This is a genomic window from Caulobacter ginsengisoli, from assembly GCF_030814835.1.
In the GTDB taxonomy this organism is placed as follows: Bacteria; Pseudomonadota; Alphaproteobacteria; order Caulobacterales; family Caulobacteraceae; genus Caulobacter; species Caulobacter ginsengisoli.
On record NZ_JAUSVS010000006.1, the window covers coordinates 259,072 to 276,571 of the forward strand.

At 69.8% G+C, this 17,500-nt stretch carries 17 protein-coding genes; 9 read left to right on the forward strand and 8 right to left on the reverse strand.

Features of this window, described 5'->3' with window-relative positions:
* The first annotated feature begins 74 nt into the window (after positions 1–74).
* The 4 genes from fzlA to queG all read left to right on the forward strand — a co-directional run bounded on the left by fzlA (position 75) and on the right by queG (position 4,239).
* The gene (fzlA, locus tag QO010_RS16145; protein ID WP_307350766.1) at positions 75–761 is read left to right on the forward strand and encodes an FtsZ-binding protein FzlA; all 687 of its coding nucleotides are present in this window, start codon (positions 75–77) and stop codon (positions 759–761) included.
* A gap of 61 nt (positions 762–822) precedes the next feature.
* Positions 823–1,881, forward strand: a complete 1,059-nt coding sequence (locus QO010_RS16150; RefSeq protein ID WP_307350768.1) for a hypothetical protein — start codon at positions 823–825, stop codon at positions 1,879–1,881.
* A gap of 136 nt (positions 1,882–2,017) precedes the next feature.
* Positions 2,018–3,061, forward strand: a complete 1,044-nt coding sequence (locus QO010_RS16155; RefSeq protein ID WP_307350769.1) for a hypothetical protein — start codon at positions 2,018–2,020, stop codon at positions 3,059–3,061.
* Positions 3,058–4,239 carry a tRNA epoxyqueuosine(34) reductase QueG gene (gene queG, locus QO010_RS16160; RefSeq protein ID WP_307350771.1) on the forward strand — a complete coding sequence of 394 codons (1,182 nt, stop codon included), beginning with the start codon at positions 3,058–3,060 and terminating at the stop codon, positions 4,237–4,239. Before QO010_RS16155 ends, queG begins: the two co-directional genes overlap by 4 nt.
* Positions 4,240–4,252: 13 nt before the next feature.
* On the opposite strand, the gene argE is transcribed toward queG, so the two are convergent.
* A complete protein-coding gene (gene argE, locus QO010_RS16165) occupies positions 4,253–5,431 on the reverse strand; it encodes an acetylornithine deacetylase (RefSeq protein ID WP_307350807.1) in 1,179 nt (392 codons plus the stop codon).
* An 85-nt stretch (positions 5,432–5,516) separates the two neighbouring features.
* On the opposite strand from argE, the gene purU reads away from it, so the two are divergent.
* Positions 5,517–6,359, forward strand: coding sequence for a formyltetrahydrofolate deformylase (gene purU, locus QO010_RS16170; protein WP_307350809.1), 843 nt, complete (start codon positions 5,517–5,519; stop codon positions 6,357–6,359).
* A 66-nt stretch (positions 6,360–6,425) separates the two neighbouring features.
* Here the strand turns inward: purU and QO010_RS16175 are convergent, their stop codons facing one another.
* The 5 genes from QO010_RS16175 to QO010_RS16195 form a co-directional block, all read right to left on the reverse strand.
* Complete coding sequence (locus QO010_RS16175; RefSeq protein WP_307350772.1) at positions 6,426–6,932, reverse strand: FKBP-type peptidyl-prolyl cis-trans isomerase; 507 nt, start codon at positions 6,930–6,932, stop codon at positions 6,426–6,428.
* A 16-nt stretch (positions 6,933–6,948) separates the two neighbouring features.
* Complete coding sequence (locus QO010_RS16180) at positions 6,949–8,151, reverse strand: threonine ammonia-lyase (protein ID WP_307350773.1); 1,203 nt, start codon at positions 8,149–8,151, stop codon at positions 6,949–6,951.
* Between the two features lie 29 nt (positions 8,152–8,180).
* Entirely contained in the window at positions 8,181–9,248 is a 1,068-nt protein-coding gene (locus tag QO010_RS16185) for a GNAT family N-acetyltransferase (protein WP_307350775.1), read from the reverse strand.
* A 94-nt stretch (positions 9,249–9,342) separates the two neighbouring features.
* Positions 9,343–9,783, reverse strand: a complete 441-nt coding sequence (locus QO010_RS16190; protein WP_307350777.1) for a hypothetical protein — start codon at positions 9,781–9,783, stop codon at positions 9,343–9,345.
* On the reverse strand, positions 9,780–11,720 hold the full coding sequence (locus QO010_RS16195; RefSeq protein ID WP_307350779.1) for a S9 family peptidase: 1,941 nt from the start codon (positions 11,718–11,720) through the stop codon (positions 9,780–9,782). The genes QO010_RS16190 and QO010_RS16195 overlap by 4 nt, the downstream gene beginning before the upstream one ends.
* Before the next feature lie 97 nt (positions 11,721–11,817).
* On the opposite strand from QO010_RS16195, the gene QO010_RS16200 reads away from it, so the two are divergent.
* A complete protein-coding gene (locus QO010_RS16200) occupies positions 11,818–12,342 on the forward strand; it encodes an efflux RND transporter periplasmic adaptor subunit (protein WP_307350781.1) in 525 nt (174 codons plus the stop codon).
* On the opposite strand, the gene QO010_RS16205 is transcribed toward QO010_RS16200, so the two are convergent.
* Positions 12,276–13,172, reverse strand: coding sequence for an alpha/beta fold hydrolase (locus QO010_RS16205; RefSeq protein ID WP_307350782.1), 897 nt, complete (start codon positions 13,170–13,172; stop codon positions 12,276–12,278). The two genes, QO010_RS16200 and QO010_RS16205, sit on opposite strands and share 67 nt — an antisense overlap.
* A 107-nt stretch (positions 13,173–13,279) precedes the next feature.
* On the opposite strand from QO010_RS16205, the gene QO010_RS16210 reads away from it, so the two are divergent.
* Entirely contained in the window at positions 13,280–13,894 is a 615-nt protein-coding gene (locus tag QO010_RS16210) for a TetR/AcrR family transcriptional regulator (RefSeq protein ID WP_307350784.1), read from the forward strand.
* Here the strand turns inward: QO010_RS16210 and QO010_RS16215 are convergent.
* Entirely contained in the window at positions 13,872–15,680 is a 1,809-nt protein-coding gene (locus QO010_RS16215) for an ABC transporter ATP-binding protein (protein WP_307350787.1), read from the reverse strand. The two genes, QO010_RS16210 and QO010_RS16215, sit on opposite strands and share 23 nt — an antisense overlap.
* Before the next feature lie 322 nt (positions 15,681–16,002).
* On the opposite strand from QO010_RS16215, the gene QO010_RS16220 reads away from it, so the two are divergent.
* Positions 16,003–16,125: a hypothetical protein gene (locus QO010_RS16220; protein ID WP_307350789.1), complete on the forward strand. Its 123-nt coding sequence runs from the start codon at positions 16,003–16,005 to the stop codon at positions 16,123–16,125.
* Between the two features lie 250 nt (positions 16,126–16,375).
* Complete coding sequence (locus tag QO010_RS16225) at positions 16,376–17,302, forward strand: division plane positioning ATPase MipZ (RefSeq protein WP_307350790.1); 927 nt, start codon at positions 16,376–16,378, stop codon at positions 17,300–17,302.
* Positions 17,303–17,500 lie beyond the last annotated feature (198 nt).

Genomic DNA, 17,500 nt, shown 5'->3' on the forward strand with positions numbered 1-17,500 from the left:
TTAACGCGGGTATGCGCGTTGTGGGGGCGTTGATTCGTCGTCGTCTTCCGACTGAAAGTCCCCGTCAGAACCGCATGAGCGTCGTCCGCACCCTTCACCACTATCCCCTGGACCCCGCCTCGCGGCAGGTCCGGCTGGCGCTGGGCGAAAAGCGCCTGCCGTTCAGCGAGGTGATCGTGCGCTACTGGGAGCAGCCGCCCGAGTTCGCCGCCCTCAACCCGGCCGGGGTGCCGCCGGTTCTGGTGGAGGTGGAGGACGGCAAAACGCTGGTGGTCTGCGAGACCCGCGCCATCCTCGAGCATCTGGAAGAGCGCTATCCCGAGCCGCCGCTGCTGGGCCGCGAGCCGGCCGAGCGGGCCGAGGCCCGGCGGCTGGCGCAATGGTTCGACCGCAAGTTCGACGCCGAGGTCGGGGGCTCGCTGCTGCATGAGAAGCTGGAAAAGCGGCTGCTGGGCCTGGGCGCCCCCTCGCTGACCAACATGCGGGCCGGACGCGAAGCCCTGCGCCACCACCTGCTCTATCTGGAAAAGCTGCTGCAGACCCGCGACTGGCTGGCCGGCCGGCGGCTGTCGCTGGGCGACATGGCGGCGGCGGCGCATCTGTCGGTGATCGACTATCTGGGCGACCTGCCCTGGCGCGACTTCCCGGCCCTCACCGCCTGGTACATGAAGCTGAAGTCCCGGCCCTGCTTCCGCCCCCTGCTGGCCGACCGCCAGCCGGGCCTGACCCCCGCCTCCCACTACGCCGAACTCGACTTCTGAGGGCAGGTCGGCGACACTGCCCCGGTAATCGTGGGGGGGCGGCCTTGGTCGTCTAGGTCGTATGCGTTGGTTCATTCCGGTCAGGGCGGCCCTGGCGGCCGGCCTGGCGATCCTGCTGTGCGCCGGTCCGGTCCTGGCCAGCGAAAAGGGCGCGCCGCCCGCACCGCCGCCGGTCCCGGTCGCCGGGCCGCCGGCTGCCGACCCGCTCTCCCAGGCCATGGTCAAGCTGGTCGCCGCCGCCAGCGTCTATGGCGACCTGGTCTCGGAAGGCGATGAGCTGCTGGGTCTGGTCGTCGACGGCGCCAGCCGCGCCATCGACACCGAAAATCCGCCGGACCGCGCCTGGCTGACGGCCTGGAAGGCCAAGGTCGCCGCTCAAAGCGCTTCGCTGCGGGCCCACCGCAACGCCCTGCCGCCCTGGCCGCGCGACACCTTCAAAGCCTTCGGGTCCGATCCCCGGGTCCGCCGCATGACCGAGGGCATGGAGCAGCTGCCCCAGACGGCGGCGCAGTCCGCCGACGGCGTGCTGGAGCTGGCCGACACGATCGTGCCGTTGGTCGAGGCGGCCATCGGCGGCGACGATGACAGCCGGATCCGGCTGGCCGGCGAGCTGTTGCGGGGCACGATCGTGGCGCTGAAGGCCGAGAACGTGATGCTGGACATCACCATCAACACCGGCGTCGCCGAACATCCGCAGACCATCCTGTCGCGGACGATCAGGGCCAGCAACGAGGCCCTGATCCTGCTGCTCGAATACACCCACGACGAGCTGAATGGGGAGGAGGTCGACCCGGACGCCCTGATGGCGGCGGTGCGGGCCAAGCTGGACCTTTGCCGGGCCGAGGCGCGCAAGATGGGGCCGACGGCCCGCCTGATGAGCCTGCGCATGCAGTCCGAACCCCTGCCCGAGGTTTTGAGAGCGCGCATCGTCGCGGCGCTGGCCACCTATGACGACAGCGGCAGGGTCGAGCTTCAGATCGCCGACGTGCTGGAAAAGGGCATCGAGGCCCTGGCGCGCGACCCGGATGGCGAGAGCAATATTCTGGACGAGGAGCTCGGACCCCTGGTCGACCGCCGCACGGCCCTGCAAGCCCAGCGAACGGCCCAGTTCGCGCAATGAAGCCCGCCGCCTCGAAGACCTTCACGGGGGCCTAACGTCCGCCTTCCCATACGCCGAACTCGACTTCCGAGGGCGGGTCGGCGAAATTACCGGCCTGTTCAAAAGGGGGCGGCCCCGTGGGGCCGGTTTGAGGTTCATGCGTGGTCTTTCGGTTCTGACCGTCACTGTGCTGCTGCTGGGCGCCGCTTTGCCGGTCCTGGCGGGCGAGAAGGGCGCGCCAGCGGCGGCGGCCCCGGCCGCGCCGGCCGCCGCCGCCGCCACGCCGCCGGCGGCGGCCGACTCCCGGCTGATGGCCCAGCTGGTCCAGGCCAGCGCGCCCTACCAGGCCCTGGTGCTGTCCAGCGAAGCGTTCCTCGGCGAGGTCATGGACGGCGGTCAGCTGGTCCTGGCCAGTGAAGCCCGGCCCGCCGCCGCCGACGTCGCCGCCTGGAAGGCCCGGGTGCTGGCCAGCCAGGCCAGGATCCGCGCCGAGCGGGCGGCCCTGCCGGCCTTTCCCAGCAGCCGGTTCGCCGCGGTGCGCAGCGATCCTGAAGGCGCCCGGCTGCTGACCGCCATGGCGAAGCTGCCCAAGGTGGCCGGCGACGTGGCGGACAACAGCCTGACCCTGGCCGACAGGGTCGTGCCGCTGGTCGAGAAGGCGGCCTTAGGCGACCAGGCCGCGATCCTGGCGCTGCGTGGCGTCCTCATCGACGGCTCCATCGCCGCTCTGCGGGCCGAGAACGCCCTGCTGACCATCGGCGTGGCCATGAGCGGCGAGGGCCTGCCCCAGACGGCGCTGTCGCGCTCGATGATCGCCAGCAACGAGGCGATCGCCGACTTCTACGAGATGCTCAAGGCGATCGAGGATGAGGGCAGGCTTCGGCAGCTGGCGACCAAGATGGCCGAGGATCTGAACGAGGCCGAAAGCCAGGCCAACAAGGTCGCGCCCCTGGCCCGGTACGCGCTGGGCCAGGCCGACAGCTCCATCTCGCCCGACCTGAAGCGCCGGATCGAGATCGCCTTCGCCACCTATGACGAGAGCGCCAAGGTCGAACTGCAGTTGGTCGCCCTGATCCGGCAGGTCATGGCCAGGATGGCCGAAGACCCCGCGGCCGCCCAGGCCCTGACCGCGGAGGCCGGCCCGCTGGTCGCCCGCCGCATCGAGCTGAACAACCAGCGCCTGCGCGCCCTCGGCGGATGAAGCCCGCCCTGGCCGGGGATGGACGGGCCGAGATCCGGGCCCGCGCCCTTGGCCTGGGCTTCGACGCCTGCGGCTTCGCCTCGGCCGCCGATCCCTGGCCGAACGGCGACTGGCTGGCCCAGTTCGTGGCCGAGGGGCTGCAGGGCCAGATGGGCTGGATGGAGGAGACGCTGGAGCGGCGGCGGCATCCGACGGCGATGTGGCCGGGGGCGGTGTCGGCCGTGGTGCTGGGGATCAATTACGGGCCCGAGCATGACCCGCTGGCGGCGCTGGACCAGCGGTCCACCGGAAACATCAGCGCCTACGCCCGGGGCGACGACTATCACGAGCTGATCAAGGGCCGGCTCAAGCAGCTGGCCGGCTGGATGGTTTCCAGGTTCGGGGGTGAGGTGAAGGTGTTCGTCGACACCGCCCCGCTGCTGGAAAAGCCGCTGGCCCAGCGGGCGGGGCTGGGCTGGCAGGGCAAGCATACCAACCTGGTGTCGCGCGAGCTGGGCAGCTGGCTGTTCCTGGGCTCGGTGCTGACCAGCCTGGACCTGCCGGCCGACGCCGCCGAGGCCGACCACTGCGGCAGCTGCCGGGCCTGCCTGGACATCTGCCCGACCAACGCCTTTCCGGCGCCGTACCGGCTGGATGCCCGGCGCTGCATCTCCTACCTGACCATCGAGCATGACGGGCCGGTCGATCCGGCCCTGCGGCCGCTAATGGGCAACCGCATCTATGGCTGCGACGACTGCCTGGCCGTCTGTCCCTGGAACAAGTTCGCGGCCACCGCCCAGGAGGCGGCTTTCCACGCCCGCGAGGCCCTGGACTCGCCGCCGCTCGCTGAGCTGGCCGTCCTGGACGACGCCGCCTTCCGCGCCCTGTTCCGCAAGAGCCCGATCAAGCGCATCGGTCGGGATCGGTTCGTAAGGAACGTGCTCTACGCCATCGGCAACAGCGGGGATGCGAGTCTGCTACCTGCTGCGCAACGGTTGGCTGGTGATCCGTCGCCGATGGTGGCGGATGCGGCCCAGTGGGCCATTGGCCAGCTAACCCAAAATCCGCTCATCCCCGCGAAAGCGGGGACCCAGGCTTTTTCCGTTTTGGACCGTTCAAATCCCGCAACGCCTGGAGACAGGACCGCGTCAGTAGACATCCCCCAAAAAACGCCTGGGTCCCCGCTTTCGCGGGGATGAGCGGAATAAAGGGTCAGTCCGCGCTGAGCGCCTCGACCAGCCGGGCCATGAAGGCGCCGCCGCGCTGCATCTGGGCCAGTTCGACATATTCGTCCGCCTGATGGGCCTGGTCGATGCTGCCGGGGCCGCAGATGACTACCGAGAAGCCGGCCTGCTGGAACTGGCCGGCCTCGGCCGCGTAGCTGACCACCCGGGCCGGGCCGTTGTCGCCGGCCAGGCGGCGGGCGAAGGCTTCGGCGGGGCCGTCGGTCTCTGGCTCCAGGGCGGGGACTTCGCCCAGCAGTTTCCAGGAGACGCCGGCATCGGGCCAGTCGGCCTTCAGTTCGGCGTCGATTTGCTTGCAGAGCTCGAGGAAGGGCTGCAGCGCGCCCCAGCGGTCGAAGGTCCCCGGCGCGCGCAGGTCGAAGATGAATTCGCAGCGGCGGGCCAGGATGTTGCCGGCCGTGCCGCCGTCGATGACGCCGATGGTCAGGGTCGGGTGCTTGGGCAGGTACGGCGAGGCGGCGTCGGCTTCGCGCTCCAGCCGGTCGGCGAGATCCGAGAGGCAGGCCATCAGCCGGACCGCCGCCATGTTGGCCGAGACGCCCAGGTGGGTCAGGCTGGAATGGGCCTCGTGGCCCTCGACCGTCACCTTGATCGACATGATGCCCTTGTGGGCGCTGACGGCGACCATGTCGGTGGGTTCGCCCACCACCACCAGGGCCGGGCGGGGCAGTTCGGCGGCGATGACCTCGATCATGGCCGGGGCGCCGAGACAGCCGATCTCCTCGTCATAGGAGAAGGCCAGGTGGACGGGGCGCTTCAGCTCGGCCGCCAGCAGGTCGGGGACGGCGGCCAGGGCGAGGGCCAGGAAGCCCTTCATGTCGCAACTGCCCCGCCCGAACAGCCGCCCGTCGCGCTCGATCAGAGCGAAAGGGTCGCTGGTCCAGTCTTGGCCGTCGACCGGCACCACGTCGGTATGGCCGGAAAGGACGACGCCGCCTTCGACATCGGGGCCGATGCTCGCCAGCAGGTTGGCCTTGGTCCCGTCGGCGTTGCCGATTCGGCGGCTGGCTATGCCCTGCTCGGCCAGCCAGGTCTCGACCCAGCCGATCAGCTCCAGGTTGGAGCGGCGCGATGTGGTGTCGAAGGAGACCAGCCGCCGCAACAGGTCGACGGCGCGGGCGGAGAGGGCTTCGGAAGCGGGCGTCAAAGCGGACATGGACGCTTCTCTAGACCGTGCGTGCGCTTGCGGCGAGAGCGGTGGGCCGCTAACCGCTGAGGCGATGACCCAGCCGCTGACCCTCACCCTCTCCTGCCCCGACCGCCGCGGCATCGTCGCCAAGGTGTCGGCCTTCCTGTTCGAGCGGGGCTGCAACATCCTCGACGCCCAGCAGTATGACGACCCGGAGACCGGGGCCTTCTTCATGCGGGTGGTGTTCGCCCCCGACGGTCAGGACGCCGACGCCCTGCGGGCGCAATTCATGGCCATCGCCGATGAACTGGCCATGCGCTGGACCCTGCGCGATCCTTCGCAGCGCTACCGTGTGATGATCCTGACCAGCAAGTCGGATCATTGCCTGGCCGACCTGATCTACCGCTGGCGGATCGGCGAGCTGGCCATGGACATCAGCGCCGTGGTCTCCAACCACCCCGAGCAGACCTATCCGGCCATCGACTTCACGGGGATCGACTTCCACCACCTGCCGGTCGCCCGCGACACCAAGCTGGAGCAGGAGGCGGCGCTGTGGGCGCTGATCCAGTCGACGGGGACCGACATCGTCGTGCTCGCCCGCTACATGCAGGTGCTGTCCGACGGCCTGGCCGCCAAGCTGGAGGGGCGGTGCATCAACATCCACCACAGCTTCCTGCCGGGCTTCAAGGGCGCGCGGCCCTATCACCAGGCGCATGTGCGGGGCGTCAAGCTGATCGGGGCCACCGCCCACTATGTCACCGGCGACCTCGACGAGGGGCCGATCATCGAGCAGGACGTCGAACGCATCAGCCACCGCGACAGTCCCGACGACCTGGTCCGCAAGGGCCGCGATATCGAACGGCGGGTGCTGGCCCGGGCCCTGCGCTGGCGGCTGGAGGACCGGGTGCTGTTGAACGGGCGCAAGACGGTTGTGTTTACGGATTAGGGGCTAGGGGCGAGGGATTAGGGGCCAGAAGAAGCGCTAGTCCCTAGCCCCTATTCCCTCGGGGCCTCAGCCCCGCCCGACAACCCCGCCCTCGGGCAGCACGTCGATCAGCTGCACCCTGAATTCCAGCACGCTGTTGGCGGGGATGGGGCCCTTGTCCTCGTCGCCGTAGCCCAGGGCCGGTGGGGCCCAGATGGTCCATTCGTCGCCCGGGCGCATTTCCGGCAGGGTCAGCTTCCAGGCGCCGACCAGGCTGCGCAGGTCCATGACCTCGGGGGCGCCGCGCTCGAACGAGGAGTCGATGACCTCGCCGTTCAGCAGCTTGAGCTCGTAGTGAACCTTGACCTCGTCGTTGAGGCCGGGGTGCACACCGCCGGCCGGACCGGAATGGACGACCTTGTACTGCACGCCCGACGGCAGGGTCACGACCCCAGGCTTCTTGCCGTTGGAGTCCATGAAGGCCTTGGCGGCCGCGGCGCTGGCGGCGGCGTCCATGGGGGCGGCGGCCTTGGGGCCGGGCTTGCAGGCGACGAGGGCCAGGACGGCGGCGAGCGCCAGCAGCAGACGGTTCATCGACGTTCCTATGGCTCTAAACGAATCTGGGCGGGTAGCCGCGTTCGCGCAGGCTATCCATGATTTCCTGGGTGTGCTGGGCGTCGCGGGTCTCGATCATGATGTCGAACTCCGCGCCCTTGGCCGGCACGTCGAGGGCCAGGCGATTGTGGGCCACCTCGATGATGTTGCCGCCATGCTCGCCGATCACCATGCTGACCGTGGCCAGGAGACCCGGGCGGTCGTCGCCGATGATGCGCAGGGACACCAGCCGCTGGGCCCGCACCAGTTCGCGGGTCAGGACCGAGGCCAGGAGGCGCGTGTCGATATTGCCGCCGGTGAGGATCAGGCCGCACTTCTTGCCCCGGAACCGTTCCGGATAGGCCAGCAGGGCGGCCAAGCTGGCGGCGCCGGCGCCCTCGGCGATGGTCTTCTCGACATTGGCCAGCAGCGAGATGCCGCGCTCGAAATAGGGCTCGTCGAGCAGCAGCACGTCCTCGAGCAGCGGGCGGACGATGGAATAGGTCAGGTTGCCGACCTGCTTGACCGCGATGCCCTCGGCGATGGTCTGGCCGCCGGCGTTGGGGATCACCCCGCGCATGCGGGCGGTGAAGCTGGGATACATGGCCGGCTCGCAGCCGAAGATCTTGATGTTGGGCTTGAGGGCCAGGGCGGCGGTGGCCACCCCGGCGATCAGCCCGCCGCCGCCGATCGGCACCGGCAGGACTTCGAGGTCGGGGACCTCTTCCAGCATCTCCAGGGCGATGGTGCCCTGGCCGGCCATGACGTCCAGGTCGTCGAAGGGGTGGACGAAGGTCAGGCCGCGCTCGGCCATCAGCACCATGGCGTGGCCATAGGCGTCGTCATAGGTCTCGCCGGCGATGATCACCTCGGCGCCGTGCTGGCGGGTGTGCTCGACCTTCACGAAGGGCGTGCCCTTGGGCATGACGATGGTGACGGGCACGCCGAGCCGGGCGCCATGATAGGCCAGGCCCTGGGCGTGGTTGCCGGCGCTGGCGGCGATGACGCCCTTCTGGCGCTGCTCGTCGCTGAGCAGCATCAGCTTGTTGAGGGCTCCGCGCTCCTTGTAGGCGGCGGTGAACTGCAGGTTCTCGAACTTCACCCACACCTCGGCCCCGGTAATCTCGCTGAGGGTGCGGGAATGCCGGATCGGCGTGCGTTCGATATGGCCTTCCAGTCGCTGGGCGGCCGCTTTGATGTCGTCGAGGGTCAGGGTCATCGCCCGAGGGGCTTAGGGGCCCTTCAAGCTCACCGCAACCCCCGCATGAGGTCGAGGCGCCGCATGGCCTTGCCCGGAAGTTCCGAGAACTGGCCCAGCGGCAGGGATTCGGCCGCCGCCCGGATGCCGTAGGCCGCCTGGCGCACCAAGGCGGCGGGAGAGGCGACGCCGACGAAGCCATGGCTGACGAAGCGCTGGGCGTTGGAAAGCTCGCGCTTGAAGCGGTAGTCGCCCGCGCCCAGGTCGAGGCTGGAATAGGGGGTCGTGTCCATCCAGCGCAGGATGTCCTGGAAGAGGATCAGGCCCGGGCTATAGCGCTCGAACTCGGCGTCGTGGGCGATGATCCAGCTGTGGATCGTGCGGTTGCCCCGCAGGTCCAGCTGGGCGGCGGCCAGGCGGTCGCCGATATGCAGGGTGAACAGCACCCCGCCGAAGTCGGGCTGGCGGCTTTCGAACAGGCTGCCGAGCAGCCTGAGCGTCCAGGGGGTGTCGAAGAGGTCGGTCTGGCCGGTGGCCTGCCACTGGCCGCGCTTCCAGGCGATCAGCTGGTCGAGGTCCGTGCGCGAGCGGCTATAGGCGGTGAAGGTGACGGGGCCGAGCTCCCGCTCGACCTTGCGGCGCTTCTTGTCGATGTCCTTGAGGCAGGAGGTCTGGGCCCGACGGTCGGCCTCGTAGGCCTCGTAGCCGCCCGCGACATCGATGACCCAGGAAAAGCTCTTGCCGCGGCTGAAGGGGGCGAAGGCGGCCTGGTCCTCCAGCATGTGGCTGAAGTCGAGCCGGCCGACGCCCAGCGCCTGGACCAGTTTCACCGCGTCGACCTCGACGCCGGGCGCGGTGACCACGCCCTGGTAGTCGTTCATCGGGGCCCCAGCGGGGATGGCGGTGAAGGCGCCCTTGCGCACGGCCAGGAACCCGTCGTTGTCGCCGATCACCGCGACCCGCAGCCCCGACTTCTCGCCCTGGGCGGCCTCGACCGCGCGGGCCCAATAGGGCGACAGGAAGGGGGTGTCGAAGGCCGGATTGGCCGCCTGCAGCTCAGCCCAGCGCTCGACGGCGATGCCGGTCAGCTCCAGCGGTTTGACGACCGAGATGTCCAAGGCGCGCCCCTAAGCATGCGAAAGCCGACCATGCTTAATGCCGCAACCCTTTCGGGAGGGTTGAGAGGCTCCCGCGCGCAGGCGGACAACCAGCCTAGAGGTCCGACGACATGCTGGCCGCCGAGACGGCCGCCACCGCAAGCAACACGGCCGTCGCCGCGAAAAGGATGGCGTAGACGATCTGCGGGACGAGATGGAGCCAGAATCGACCCGGCTGTTCGTCGCGCCGGACCCGCTCACGCGACTTGAGAGTCCAGGCTCCAATGCGGAGTACGGCCCAGGCCATGGCGCCGTGGTTGGTCGCCGTGCAGGCCACGCTGGCGGCCGTGAGAAGCAGGGCCGCCACAAGCGCGCCCTGGCTGTGGAGGAAGGCCGCGGTGAGACCGGCCGCCAGGATCAAAACGCACAGCGCAAAAACCAGCAGGGCGGTGACCAGTCGCAGGCGAGCATAGGTCAACCCGGGCCCTTTGACGGCGCCTGCGGGTGTCCACCGTCGGGAGAACCAGGTCCAGGTCGTGCCGGGCGCGGTGGTCACAGCCCGAACACCTTGCTCAGGAACATCGTCTCCGCCTCGCGCTGGGCGTCGACGTTCTGCTTCTTCCTGAAGCCGTGGCCCTCGTCGGCGGCCAGCATGAACCAGGCCTCGCCGCCCTTGGCGCGCAGCTTCTCGACCATCTGCTGGCCCTCGGTCCAGGGGACGCGGGGGTCGTTCTTGCCGGCGATGACGAAGAGCGGCTTGGTCATTTTGTCGGTCAGGTTCAGGGGGCTGATCTGGTCGAAGATGGCCTTCATGGCCGGGTCGCGCTCGTCGCCGTATTCGACCCGGCGCAGGTCGCGGCGGTAGCCCTCGGTGTTGGTCAGGAAGGTGGTGAAGCTGGAGATGCCGACGATGTCGACGGCGCCGGCCAGGCGGTCGTTATAGAGGGCCAGGCAGGCCAGGACCATGAAGCCGCCGTAGCTGCCGCCATAGACGACGACGCGTTTCGGATCGAGGTCGGGCTGGGCGGCGATCCAGTCCAGCAGGGCGCCGATGTCGCGGACGCTGTCCTGGCGCTTGGGGCCGTTGTCGAGCTTGAGGTAGGCCTTGCCGTAGCCGTCCGAGCCGCGGACGTTGGGGGCGATCGTGACGATGCCGAGCTCCGCGGCCCAGTACTGGCGGCGGCTGTTGAAGAAGGGGCGGTCCTGGCTTTCCGGGCCGCCATGGATGTCGATGATCACCGGGGCTCGGCCCTTGATCTTTCCGGGCCGGTAGACCCAGGCCGGGACCTCCAGGCCGTCGAACGACCTGACCTTGGTCAGGGTCGGCTCGGCCAGGGCCTTGGGATCGAGGCCGCCACTCTCGCTGGTGGTCCAGCGGGTCAGCCTGCCGCCGGCGACGTCCCAGGCCCAGACGTCGCCCGGGGCGGTGGCGGTGTTCAGGCCGATGGCCAGGCTCTTGCTGTCGGGCGAGAACTTCAGCGCTCCCAGCACCCCGACCGGCAGGCTGGGCTGGGGCAGGGCCCGTTTGGTCCTGAAGTCGCGGACCACGACCTTGGACTGGCCGCCCTCATTGACGGCGTAGGCCAGGACCCTGCCGTCGGGCGAGAGGTCGAAGGTCTCGACATCCCATTTCAGGTCCGGCGGGGTCAGCACCGTCTTGGCGTTGGTGGCCAGGTCGATCTGGACCAGCCGCTTGAAGTCGCTGCCCTCGTCGTCGAGCACCAGGATCGACTGGCCGCCGGGGGCGAAGACGCCGCCGCCATAGGCGATCTCCTCGGCCGACGGATTGATCGGCTTCACCTGGCCGCTGGCGTAGTCGAGCAGGAAGAGGCCGCCCGAGGTGGCGGAGATGTCGCGCTGGACCAGCACCCGGGTCTTGTCGTCGCTGATGGCCAGGGGCTGGACCGCGCCCGTGCCCTTCCAGACGACCCGGCGCGATGCTGGCTGGCCCGGGGCCATGGCCATGATGTCGTAGTCGCCGGAACCGGGGGTGACCCGGCTCCACAGCAGCAGCGCGCCATCGCGCGAGAAGATGAAGCTCTGGTTGCGGGTGTTCGGCTCGGTGACCACCGTCTCGGGGCCGGTCAGGCCGGCCATGAAGCCCTGGAAATATTCCCCGCCGCCGACATCGCGGGTGAACAGGTAGCGGTTGTCCGAGCCCGGCTGGGCGGCCGCCCCGGCGATGGGCTCGTCGAAGAAGGTCAGCTGGAACCGCTCCTGGCCGGGGCCGGCGACATGATGCAGCTGGCTGGTCGAACCGAACCGGGTGGTGATCAGCATCGAGCCGTCGGGCAGCCAGTCTTGGAAGTTGGCCGAGCGGGCGTTCTGGTAGCGCCGGATCGCCTCGCGCACGGCCGGCGGGGTCTCGGGGACGTTTTCGAGGGAAAGGCTTCCCTGGGTGCGGCGGACGACGTCAGCGCTGGCGGCTGTGGCGGCCGTGGCCAGGGTGAAGGCGCCGGCGGCGGCGGTGAACAGAAGGCGGCGGCGGTCCATGGCGCAAATCTCCCCAGCTTGCTGGGGGCAGTGGGGCGGGCATTGCGGCCATCGTCAAGTTACGGAACCGACAGGCGGGGCCCGGTCTTTCACGCCCATGGCCAAACTGAAGGTCTTCCAGGCGAGCTTCGGCTTCCACGACAGCGTGGTGGCCACGACCAGCCGGCCCAAGGCGCTGGAGGCCTGGGGCGTGCGCCAGGACCTGTTCGCCGAGGGCATGGCGCGAGAGGCCGACGACCCTGACGCCATCAAGGCGGCCCTGGCCCAGCCGGGCGCGCCGCTGCTGCGGCCGATCGGGGACAAGGGGGCGTTCAAGGCGGAGGCGGGCGCGCCGAAGCTGCCGAAGGGCGAGACGGCGAAACGGCCGGCGCCGGATCGCGCCAGGCTGACGACCGCCGAGAAGGCGCTGTCCGCGCTGGCCGAAGAGGAAAAGACCCTGGCCCGCGACTTCGCCGAGCGGCGCAAGGCGCTGGTCGCCGAGGAGATGGCGGCGCGCGAGGACTGGCAGGCGCGGGAGGCGCAGGCCCGGGACGCGTTGGAGAAGGCCCGCGCCGCCTATGTCCGGGCCGGCGGCAGGCTGTCGGCGAAGGCCGCGATCCGGTCGGCCAGGGCCTCGGGTTGATCCTCGGGCGTGAAGCTGCGGGCGTCGGCGATGGTCTCGAACCGGCCGTCCTTCAGCGCCGCGGCGTAGGCGCGGGCCAGACCCTCCGGGAAGACCTGGTCGTCGGCCGGCCAGATCAGGGCGACCGGCCGCTCGAAACTGGCGACCACCTGGGCCGAGGCGGCGTCGATGGCCTCGGTCGTGGCCAGGGCAATAGCGGCCTGGACGTCGGCCAGCACCCCGTCATCCTCAAGGGCGGGCAGCACGTAGCTGTCCCCGGCGGCGCGATCGAGCGGCTTGCCGACCACCAGACCGTAGGCGCCGTCCAGCATCCGCAGGGCCGGGTCGCGCAGGGACTTCAGACTGGCGCGCAGGTGTCCGGCCCGGGCCCCGGCCTGCAGCGGGGCGAAGACCGCCGGCGGCCAGGAGACCCCCGGCGTCTCGGAGGCGTTGAGGACCAGGGCGGCGACGCGGCTGGCGTCCTTGGCCAGGGCGATCCGGCTGTAGGCCCCGCCGGAGTCGTTGCCGACCAGCACCGCGTCCCGCAGGTCCAGCTGTTCGAGCGCGGCCAGGATCAGATCGGCGACGCCGGCCGGGGAAAGGTCGGCGCCCGGCGCCATGGCGGTCAGATGCGAGCCCAGCGGCAGGTCCAGCGCCACCGTCCGAAACCGCTGCGCCAGCTTCGCCGTCACCCCGCGCCAGAGGTTGGCGTTGGCCAGCCAGCCGTGGACGAAGACCAGCGGGCGGCCGGCCCCGCGCTCATGGACCGCCATCGGTCCGGCCGGGGTTTCCACCATCCGCCGCTCGCCCAGGTCCGGCGACCGCCAGGCCGCCGCTTGCGAAAACGCCATTTCATCCTCCCGATAAAACAAACCGACAGTCGGTTTTTATCTGGATCCCCGGCCCTGTCAACCGGCCTGCCCCTCGGCTAGGCTCGCGGCAGCGAAACGGAGGCGCCATGGCGGCGGGCAGACGAACCCAGGAGGAGCGGTCGGGCGCCACCCGTGGCGCGGTGATGGCGGCGGCCCGGCGGCTGTTCGCGAGCCAAGGCTTCGCCGAGACCTCGATCGAGGAGATTCTGGGCCAGGCGGGGGTGACGCGCGGGGCCCTCTACCACCACTTCAACGGCAAGGCGGCGATCTTTCTGGCGGTGTTCGAGACCCTGGAGGCCGAGCTCGCCGACCGCGTGACGGCGGCGGCGTCGGGGGCGGCCGACCCCTGGGGGGGGCTGATGGCGGGGTGCCAGGCCTTCCTCGAGGCCTGCCTGGACCCGGAAATCCGCCGGATATCCCTGCTCGACGCTCCGTCCGTGCTGGGCCTGGACGAGGTGCGGCGGATCGAGGGGCTCTACACCCTGGCGCGGCTACGGGCGGGGCTGAGGGCCTGTGCGACGGCCGGCGAGATCGACTCCGATGGCGTGGACATGCTGGCCCATCTGCTGCTCGGCGCCCTGGCCCAGGCCGGGACCGCCATCGCCCAGGCGAAGGACGCCCAGTCGGCGCGGGCCAAGGCCTGGACGGCGGCCCGGCGACTTCTGGAGGGCCTTCGGCTCAGACCGGATCGAACTCGCTGACCAGGTGGCCGGGGCCGACCTCCAGCAGTTTCGGCCGATAGAGCGGCTCGCTGTCCAGCCGCGAGGGCAGGAACCTCAACGCCGCCCTGGGGTCGGTGGGCGAGGGGGGCTCGCCGGCCAGCTTCACGCGTTTGCGGTGGCGCTCGATCCGGGGGTCGGGGATCGGGGCGGCCGAGAGCAGGGCCTTGGTGTAGGGGTGGCGGGCGTCGCTGTAGATCTGCTCGCGGCTGGCGACCTCCATGACCCGGCCCAGATAGAGCACCATCACCCGGTGGCTGATCTCGCGGACCACCGCCAGGTCGTGGCTGATGAACATCATCGCCAGGCCCATCTCCTTCTGCAGGTCGATCAAGAGGTCGATGATCTGGGCGCGGATGGAGACGTCGAGGGCGCTGACCGCTTCGTCGCAGATGACCAGCTTGGGCTTGAGGATCATGGCCCGGGCGATGCCGACCCGCTGGTTCTGGCCGCCGGAAAGCTCGTGCGGATAGCGGTTGATCAGGGTGGGCAGCAGGCCGGCCCGCTGCATCATGCCGGCCACTTCCAGGTCGCGCTGGGCGCGGGTCAGGCCGGGGCGGTGGACCTTGAGCGGCTCGGCGATGGAATCGCCGATGGTCATGCGCGGGTCCAGGCTGGCCAGCGGGTCCTGGAAGACGATCTGCAGGTCGCGGCGCGAGGCCCGCATCGACTTCTGGTCGGCTTCGGTGATGTCGCGGCCGAGGACCGTGATGGCTCCATGCAGCTCGGCGCTGTTCTCGGGCAGCAGCTTGAGCACCGCCCGCGAGAGGGTGGACTTGCCGCAGCCGCTCTCGCCGACCACGCCCAGGGTCTCGCCCTGGCGGATCTGGAAATCGACCCCGTCGACCGCCCGCAGCAGCAGCTTGCCGAACAGCCCCTGGCTGACCGGGAAATGGACCTGGATATCCTTGCCCTCGACGATGACGGGAGCGTCGGCGGCGGGCGGGCCCGGGATGGGACGGCCGCCGCGGTCGTCGCGGTCCAGGCGGGGAATGGCGGCCAGCAGGGCCTGGGTGTAGGCGGTCTTGGGACTGGAGAAAATCTCCCCGACCGGCCCGGCCTCGACATATTCGCCGTCCTTCATCACGCAGACCTGGTCGGCCAGGCGGGCGATGACGCCCATGTCATGGGTGATCAGCACCATGGCCGCGCCGGTTTCATGCCTCAGCTCGTCCATCAGGTCGAGGATCTCGGCCTGGACGGTGACGTCCAGGGCCGTGGTCGGCTCGTCGGCGATCAGCAGGGTCGGGCCGCAGGCCATGGCCTGGGCGATCATCACCCGCTGGCGCATGCCGCCGGAAAGCTCGTGCGGATACCGCCGCATCCGCTGGCGGGCGTCGGGGATGCGGACCCGCTGCAGCCAGTCCAGCGCATGGGCCTTGGCCTCGCGGTCCGACAGGCCCAGATGCAGCTTCAGCGGCTCGGCGATCTGGTCGCCGATGCGGACATGCGGGGTCAGGGCCGTCAGCGGATCCTGGAAGATCATGGTCATCTTCGAGCCGCGGTAGTGGTTGAGATCGCGGGGCTTCAGGCCCAGCAGTTCCTGCCCCATCAGCCTGGCCGAACCGCTGGCCTGGCCGTTCTGGGCCAGGAGGCCCATGACCGCCATGAAGGTCTGGCTCTTGCCCGAGCCGCTCTCGCCGACCACGCCCAGACACTGGCCGGGGGCGACATCGAGCGAGACGCCGCGGACGGCCTCGATGACGCCGTCATGGGTCTGGAAGCTGACCTTGAGATCCCGGATCGCCAGTACAGAGGGTTCAGACAAAACGCGGCTCCTAGAGCACGATTTCATCGTGCTCGTCGAAATCTAAGAGTCAGACCGGGTTGCGGGCGGAAAACCGCTTCGCACTTTTCCTCAACCCGCTCTGGCGCAGGAAAGCGGTCACGATAGCGACCGCAACCTGACGCGCCAATGAACCGCCGGGCTTAGGGCCGAATTCGGGCCAACCTGCCCGATCGCGCGTCGTTTGGTCGCTGGCCGCGAGCGCAACCGAGACGACTCTTTCAGAGATTTTTTCCGACTCGTGCGTAAGATGCCTGTCATCACGCCACTCACGGGAGGGGCGGTCCTTTCGAGGATCAGGCTGGTGCAGTTCTTCGATCTCACGCCGCGCGGCGACGGCGGCCCGCCGAGCCTGGGCCAGCTGGTGTTCAACGCCATCCCCTGGATCCTGGTGTCGGTCCTGGCCCTCTGGGCTCTGCGCCACTAGCGACCAGTCCGCTTTCGATCGATCCCGGAAGGCTTCAGCCCTCCCCCCCAACCCTCATGGCCGGCCAACAACGCCAAAGTCTTCGGCATCGCGCGTTAGCCACGGCACGCGGCGGGCGAAGGGCCGGGCGTTATGACGCGGCGGACGCGAGTGCGGTTGACAACGCTGTTGTGCTGGCCAAGGTTTTTTACTGAAAGTTGCTGTGGGGATTGAGTTTTTCCTGACAGTTCGGTGACGGGGCGGCGCGCAGATGACCAACGATCCCATTTCAATGCTGGCCCACCGCCGCCAGGCGGCCAGCCGGGGCCCGGCGGCCGGGCGGGTGGTGGTTTTCGCCAACGAGAAGGGCGGGGCCGGCAAATCGACCCTGGCGGCCCTGGTCGCCACGGCCATGCTCTATCGCGGCGCCCGGGTGGCGGTCATCGATCTGGACCTGCGCCAGCAGACCATGAGCCGCTTCTACGCCAATCGCCGCCGCTGGCTGCCGGCCGCCGGCGTCACCGCCCCGGTGCCGCTGGAATACAAGCTGGCCGAGGACACCGTCACCCTGGCCGAGGCCTCCCCCGACGAGATCGTCGCGCGGTTCGGCGAGGCGGTGCGCATGGCCATGGCCGACACCGACCTGGTCGTCGTCGACACCCCCGGGGGCGACTCCCCGGTCGGCCGGGCCGCCCATCTGCAGGCCGACCTGGTGGTCTCGCCGATGAACGACAGCTTCGTCGATTTCGACATGCTGGCGACCGTCGATCCGCTGACCCTGCGTCTGCTGCGGCCCAGCCTCTACAGCCGGGTGGTGCTGGACGCCCGGAAGATCCGCAACGAGCATGGCCGCCGTCTGGACTGGGTGGTGGTGCGCAACCGCATGGGCGCGTCCGACGCCCGCAACCGCCGCCGACTGCTCGAGGTGTTGCAGCAGCTGGGGCCGCAGGTCGGCTTCCGGCTGGGCCCGTCCCTGGGCGAGCGGGTGGCCTATCGCGAGATGTTCCCGTTCGGCCTGACCATCGCCGACCTGTCGCCGGGCGTGCGGCCCGTGCCGATGGCCTCGCCCCGGCTGGTGGCCCGCGAGGAGCTGCGCGAACTGCTCGAGGCCCTGCGCCTGATCGCCCCCGCCAACCCGGCCCTGGCCGCGCCCGTCGAGCGCGGCGCGACGCTGCAGGCTCAGCCGGCCTCGGCCTAATTCCGCTCATCCCCGCGAAAGCGGGGACCCAGGCTTTTTGCTGTTTGGGGCGGTTCTGACAGGTCTGGGCGGCCGAAAGTCAGCTACGAAAAACACCTGGGTCCCCTGTGTATTGCAGATGGTGTTGGGCTGATGCCTGATGTTGGCGGGCGTAGGCCGTTGGGTCCCTGGTCGAAGAGACCGCAAGCGGGCTGGGTC